The following is a 6,345-nucleotide window of genomic DNA, read 5'->3' as shown; positions in this document are numbered from 1 at the left end:
TGTCATATCACCAATGGCAAAAACTTCTCGCTAATAGTAGCTTAAGTTTACTCCATCCTTTCCTTCATGGCACTACCCGACTTTTTTGGGGACGGTCACTCGCGTCTCTCTTCCAAAACTGTCCGGAGTATTGGTAAATCAGAATGCTTGAGAATTGCGTATGAGATGAAAGAAAAATTTAGAGAAATATATGAAACTAATTTGACTGTCAAAAAAGGGCAGAAAAAAATCAAACAATGGCTAAATCATGCACAAGTATTTTTCCGAGAATCTGCATCAACAATTAAAAATCATTGTGAAGGTATTTGCAATTACTTTCTTAATCGCACAACAAGTGGAGTCATGGAAGGAATCAACAATCGAATCAAGTTGATCATGAGGCAAGGATATGGCTTTTCTAATTTTAATAACTTTAGAAATCGCGTGTTAGCTTGCTTCTCTCATCAGATAAAATTATAACCATAAGTTCAGGAAAGCCGCGAAATGTTTATTCTCGATCAGCAGGGTGTCTTGCTCAAGGGAATTGAAAAAGGAATCGCACAAGGCATCGCAGAAGGTAGAGAAGAGGGTAGAGAAGAAGGCAGAGAAGAAGGACTCGCGCTAGGAATGAGAGAAAAAGCTCTAGAAATTGCTAGGCAACTTCTCAATGTCCTTGACAATCCAACCATTAGTCAAACCACTGGTTTGAGTGTTGAAGATATCCAAAACTTGCGGGAGGAATGAAAGGACGGGAAAAAGTGCGATCGCACGCACAATTAGTACACCTTTTCTCGCTACTAGGATCAGCCTGGTAGCGCGGGTTTTTGAGGCTCTGCCTCTTTGATTGAGAATTATGCTAAATATTAATTCTCATCCATATAATGCTTAAGGATGAGTCTGCCCTCTCTCTAAAGGAAGATTTCATTAAACCAGTAAATTCCGTATGATGCTGTAAAAGTCAGTCAGAGGGGAAAGCTATCTCCGACTCTAGCTCCGAATAACTGACCAATCTTACAATATAAAAAAATACATCTCATGACATCAGTCACTCCCAATCAAACTTCCTCTCAATATGAAGTTAGCGAACCAGAAGAAAAAATTCAGTCTCTGGTAGAAGAAGTTAAGCCAGAAAGCGAAATCGATTTAGAATTCCTCTACACCAGAGACATTGAATTCCGACAAGAAACAATTTATTTCCTTGTAGTCGATCGCTTTTACGACGGCGACCCCGAAAATAACGAAGGCCCAAACCCTGAACTTTACGATCCAGAAGGCAAAGATTGGGGCAAATATTGGGGCGGCGACTTGCAGGGAGTTATCGACAAACTCGATTACTTAAAAGATATGGGAGTTAGCGCAGTTTGGCTGACTCCACTGTTCGAGCAAGTTGAAGCATTATTTGTCGAACAAGCTGCTATTCACGGCTACTGGACTAAAGATTTCAAGCGACTAAATCCCCGCTTTATTGCCAAAGGCGACAATCCTTCTATTAACCAAACACAAGAAAGTAAAGATACGGTATTTGACAAATTAGTACACGAGTTGCACCAGCGAAACATGAAACTCGTACTCGATATTGTCTGCAATCACAGCAACCCAGATTTTAGCGGCAAAAAAGGGGAACTCTACGATGATGGCGTCAAAATAGCTGACTTTAACGACGATGAAGATGACTGGTATCACCACTACGGCGAAGTCACAAACTGGGAAGATGAATGGCAAGTCCACAACTGCGAACTGTCTGGTTTAGCAACTTTCAACGAAAATAATATTGCATACCGCAGTTATATTAAGTCAGCAATTAAACAATGGCTAGACAGAGGTGTTGATGCTTTGCGGGTTGATACAGTCAAGCATATGCCTATTTGGTTTTGGCAGGAATTTACTGCTGATATTTTAACACACAGACCTGATGTTTTCATTTTTGGCGAATGGATTTACAGCGACCCTAGAAACGATCGTTCTGTGGAATTTGTCAACGAGTCGGGGATGACTATTTTAGATTTTGGTTTGTGCGTGGCAATTCGAGAAGTATTGGGACAGGGTGCGGACGCGGGATTTAAGTTAGTCCAAGATGTCCTGAATTTGGATCACCGCTACTACGGGGCGACGGAATTGATTACTTTTATTGACAACCACGATATGCCGCGGTTTCAGTCGTTAAATCCCGATCCAGAAATGCTGCAGTTGGCGATATGTTTAATTATGACGACTCGCGGCATTCCCTGCATTTATTACGGCACTGAACAGTATCTGCGTGATGATACAGATGGGGGAAATGACCCATACAACCGCCCGATGATGGAAAATTGGGATACTGATTCGCCGATTTACCGAGCTGTGCGATTACTGTCGGGATTGCGGCGGCTGAATCCAGCTATTTCGATGGGGAGTCACTGGCAAAAATATCTAACTGCTGATGTTTATTGTTACGTGCGCCGCTATCGCGATTCTGTGGTGTTTGTAGCGATGAATCGGGGCAATTCTGTTACCATTAAAGCCGTTGATACTGAGCTGCCTGATGGAGAGCATACGGAGGTTTTATCGCGCCGTAAGTTTGAAGTTAAAGATGGGATGCTGTACAATGTAGAGTTTGGTTCGCGGGAAGTAATGATTTTTAGCCGCGTCGGAGAGCGAGTTAAGGCGAAAACTATTGTACGGGCGCAGCTTAATAGCGTTAGAAGTCAGCCTGGGGAAAGGATTGTGGTGATTGGAGATTGTCCTGAATTGGGGAATTGGGATATTAGCAAGGGTTACCCGCTGGAGTATATTAATACTAATACTTGGTTTGGGGAAATTCCTTTTAATGAAAGTGCGGGAAAGTTGATTTCTTATAAGTATGCGTTGCTACGGGAAGGACTGTCGCCGCTGCGAGAAAATCTGGTTTGTCGCCGCTGGGTTTTAGTTTCGGAAGGGACTGTGAAATGGCGGGACAAGTGGGCGAGTGGACGGGAGTCTTGAGTTAGGAACAGGCTTCTAGCCTGTTCCACAAAAAGAATATTTCTGTTTGGTGGAACGGGCTAGAAGCCCGTTCATCAGCAGGCATATTGCCTGTTTTACCTGTTGGTTGGGAACAGGCAATATGCGTGTTCCACAAGAGTGTTTCTGTTTGGTGGAACGGGCTTGTAGCCGGCTGAAATTACTGCTCTCGGGAGACTCTAAAGCGATCGCAACTTCTGGGCTAAAACATCGATATAAGGTTCACTGCTGTGCTGGTTCACAACCATTTCGTACCCCCGCTGCGCTTGAGCTTCAGCTTCTTGAGGATTTGAAAGCAAATGGACGATCGCCTCGTGCAAACCCGCAGCATCTCCTGGATTGACTGTTGTCACAATGCCTGGGGGCGCTAGGGCATCGGTTCAGTATTAGGAGTTGACAAAAAAAGGACTTTATGAAATTAGCCAGTCCATGAGTTCGACTCTATGCCTGGTGTAATCGGCCGAACCTTATCCATTCGAGCAATGACATGAAGATTATGGACAACAGCGACTCGCCGTAGATCGAAGAGATTTTTCCGCTGTCCAATATAGCGAGCACGATCACCCTGCCAATGACCAATATGAGCCAGAGAGTGTTCAACTGTAGTACGTTTTCTTAAGTCTTTTCGACCAATAGCAGTGGATTGACGTGCTCGCAACTCTTGCATTAAGGCTTCATCAGGATGAATTGATACAGTCCGTCCTCTTTTACTATTCGTGCAACCAGACCTCAGAGGACAAATTGCACATTCATTCTGAGGAAAATGAACAATTTTTCCGGGTTCAAATGGGATACTTACCTGATTGGGACAGCTAATTAAATGCGTATCCCAGTCAAGAAAAAAATAATTTTTATCAAACCGTCCAGAATTTCTGACCGGCCACGCCTTGCAAAATATCTGTAATTTATCATCCCGTTGTGTCACCCAATGACTGGATAAATAAGCCAGATCAATATGTAACTCAGCTAGGTGAATATTTTGAAATTTTAAGTCACGTTCTAGGTCAACTGTAGCAGTGGCTTCCGGAGTATTTGCGCGAGTCAATGCCACCGCGCAAACTACACCACTCTCTAAATCTTTGAGGATGTGGCGTTTAGATCCATCTATTTTCTTAGACTTGCTTTTCCGTCCATGTCGCATATCTGGGTCTTCAATAGAAATGCGACGGTATGCGGCTACTCCTTTGCTTAAACTTGGAACTCCTTGAGAGTCAAAAGTTACATTTTGAGATTCAATCACTCGGGCCACATCCAGAGTCTCTTTGGCGACTTCAAACTCATTACAACCAGACTGGCTTTGCATCCATTCTTCCACAGAACATAAGCTGTTTAGAATCATTGATAGTGCATTTTGACGCTCTGAAGGGTCATCCCAGTTTAAGTCTAAGGCTGTTTTTAAGCTGGAACTATTGAGAATTGGCGCACCAGCTAACTCGGCAATTTCTGCTGGCTCCCGCCCCTGTCCAGCAGCTATCACACTCACTGCTTTACGCAAAGCATGACCCAAGAGATTATATGTATCTTCGACTTTACCAGCTCCCCATAACGGGGAAGAATCTAAAGCCGCTTTGACTTGAGATGAGCCAAACCCACCTTTTTGCTTGGCAATTTCTACGGTGCGGTCAATTAAACGTTGGTCGAGTTCTTTTTTAATTAAGCCCTTTCTGAATCGAACCAAAGTGGCTTTGCTAAAAGGGGGAGTTTCACAATTGAGACAATCAAGAACTAACTGCCAACGTTGATCCATGAGCATTTCTTCAATTACTTCATCATCCGAAATGCCTAAGTAGGCTTGCAGAATAATTGCCAAGGCAATTTGTGCAGGAGGAATTGGGCCCTGACCCACTGTGCTGTCTTTAAAAATTGTAGCAAGTTCTTCTTGAAACTCATCATTAAATATGAATGAACGGTTCAGTCTAAGAAACGTGAATAACTTGGCTCGTTTAATGCGTTTGATAATCAACGCTTCTCTTTCTGAGAGTTCAATTGGAGGATGCCATAAGGGAGGACGCATAAGATTTCTTCCTTCTTCCTGATTATTAGAATTGAAAAGGCTTTTCCAGCGGTATCATACTCATCCAGTTTTGTCAACTCCTAATACTGAACCGACGCTCTAGATAAGTAAGCGCGGTCAATATGTAATTCAGATAGCTGAGTATGTGAGAATTTTAAGTCTCTGGAAATGTCAACTGTAGCAGCAGATTCGGGAGTATTCGCTTTCGTCAAAGCCACAGCCCGAATTACGCCTATATCTAAATCTTTGAGAACGTGGCGTTTATATCCATTTATTTTCTGAGAGCTGCTTTTCCTTCCATGTCGCATATCGGGATCTTCAATAGAAATGCGCCGGTCTTTAGCCACCCCTTTACTGAGAATAGGAACTCAAGAGAGAGTCTAAGGTTACATTTTGAGATTCAATAACTCGGGCAACAACTAGAGTCGATTGTGCCACTTCAAATTCATCAGGCTCAGACTGGGATTGCATCCATTCATCTACGGAATTTAAGCTGTTTAGGATAATTGAAAGCGCGTTTTGGCGCTCTCTTGGGTCGTCCCAGTTTAAGTCTAATGCAGTTTTTAAGCTGGAACTACTAACAATTGAAGTACCTAATTCATGGGCAATTTCTGCCAGCCCCCTCCCCTGCTGGACAGCTATCACACTCACGGCCTTACGAAGAGCATGACCCAATAGGTTATAGGTATCTTCTACTTTAGCTGTTCCCCATAACGGAGAGGAATCTAATGCCACTCTTAGTTGAGATGAGCCAAATCCACCTTTTTCTTTAGCGATTTCTACAGTCCGGTCAATTAAACGCTGGTCAAGTTCCTTTTTAATTAAAGCCTTTCTGAATCTCACCAAGGTGGCTTTACAGAATGGAGTTTTTTCGCACTCCAAACAATCCAAAATTAACTGCCAGCGTTTATCCACGACTCATTTCTTCAATCACTTCATCATCAGAAATTCCTAGGTACGCTTGAAGAATAGTCGCCAAAGCAAGTTGTGCTGGGGGTACTGGACTATACCCAACTGTACTGTCTTTGAAAATTGTAGCGAGTTCTTATTGGAACTCATCATTAAATATATCGAGACGATTGAGCCTGAGAAATGTAAATAGTTTGGCTATGAATGATACGCTTGATAATCACCTCTTCTGAGGCTGATAGTTGCACAGGAGGAGTCCATAGAGGAGGACGCATAAGGTTTCTTATCAAAACTTGTTAGAGTTTAACCGGGTTCTTACTTCACTTATCATAGTTGTCTGGTTCTGTCAAGTCTGGGTACTGAACCGACGCCCTAGGTTCCTCTTACGGGACTTGCGGAAAAATAAAGTACCGATTAAATGGGGATAATCTTGATATCCCATTTGGGTAAAGTTTCAGAACGTT

The 6,345-nt window shown here is 42.9% G+C and carries 5 protein-coding genes and 2 pseudogenes; 3 read left to right on the top strand and 4 right to left on the bottom strand.

The annotated features are described in order from the left end of the window. Window positions 1-126 precede the first annotated feature (126 nt). The 3 genes and pseudogenes from QUA44_RS29900 to QUA44_RS29890 all read left to right on the top strand — a co-directional run. Window positions 127-459 (top strand): annotated as a pseudogene (locus tag QUA44_RS29900) (ISL3 family transposase); the annotation flags it as partial. Between the two features lie 12 nt (window positions 460-471). Then, window positions 472-723: pseudogene (locus tag QUA44_RS29895) on the top strand (Rpn family recombination-promoting nuclease/putative transposase); the annotation flags it as partial. 291 nt (window positions 724-1,014) lie between these two features. Then, on the top strand, window positions 1,015-2,940 hold the full coding sequence (locus tag QUA44_RS29890) for an alpha-amylase family glycosyl hydrolase (protein ID WP_333257432.1): 1,926 nt from the start codon (window positions 1,015-1,017) through the stop codon (window positions 2,938-2,940). Between the two features lie 197 nt (window positions 2,941-3,137). Here the strand turns inward: QUA44_RS29890 and QUA44_RS29885 are convergent, their stop codons facing one another. The 4 genes from QUA44_RS29885 to QUA44_RS29870 all read right to left on the bottom strand — a co-directional run bounded on the left by QUA44_RS29885 (window position 3,138) and on the right by QUA44_RS29870 (window position 5,887). Then, window positions 3,138-3,311, bottom strand: coding sequence for a glycosyltransferase (locus tag QUA44_RS29885; RefSeq protein WP_333257428.1), 174 nt, complete (start codon window positions 3,309-3,311; stop codon window positions 3,138-3,140). A 65-nt stretch (window positions 3,312-3,376) separates the two neighbouring features. Further along, complete coding sequence (locus tag QUA44_RS29880) at window positions 3,377-4,972, bottom strand: IS1182 family transposase (protein ID WP_333257426.1); 1,596 nt, start codon at window positions 4,970-4,972, stop codon at window positions 3,377-3,379. Between the two features lie 80 nt (window positions 4,973-5,052). Then, complete coding sequence (locus QUA44_RS29875; protein WP_333257424.1) at window positions 5,053-5,319, bottom strand: transposase; 267 nt, start codon at window positions 5,317-5,319, stop codon at window positions 5,053-5,055. A gap of 4 nt (window positions 5,320-5,323) precedes the next feature. Continuing rightward, the gene (locus QUA44_RS29870) at window positions 5,324-5,887 is read right to left on the bottom strand and encodes a hypothetical protein (protein WP_333257421.1); all 564 of its coding nucleotides are present in this window, start codon (window positions 5,885-5,887) and stop codon (window positions 5,324-5,326) included. Window positions 5,888-6,345: the final 458 nt, after the last annotated feature.

Source organism: Microcoleus sp. N9_A2 (assembly GCF_036701775.1).
Classification (GTDB): domain Bacteria; phylum Cyanobacteriota; class Cyanobacteriia; order Cyanobacteriales; family Microcoleaceae; genus Microcoleus.
Note: the sequence above shows the minus strand (reverse complement) of the source record. Positions and strands in the feature narration are given on the sequence as shown.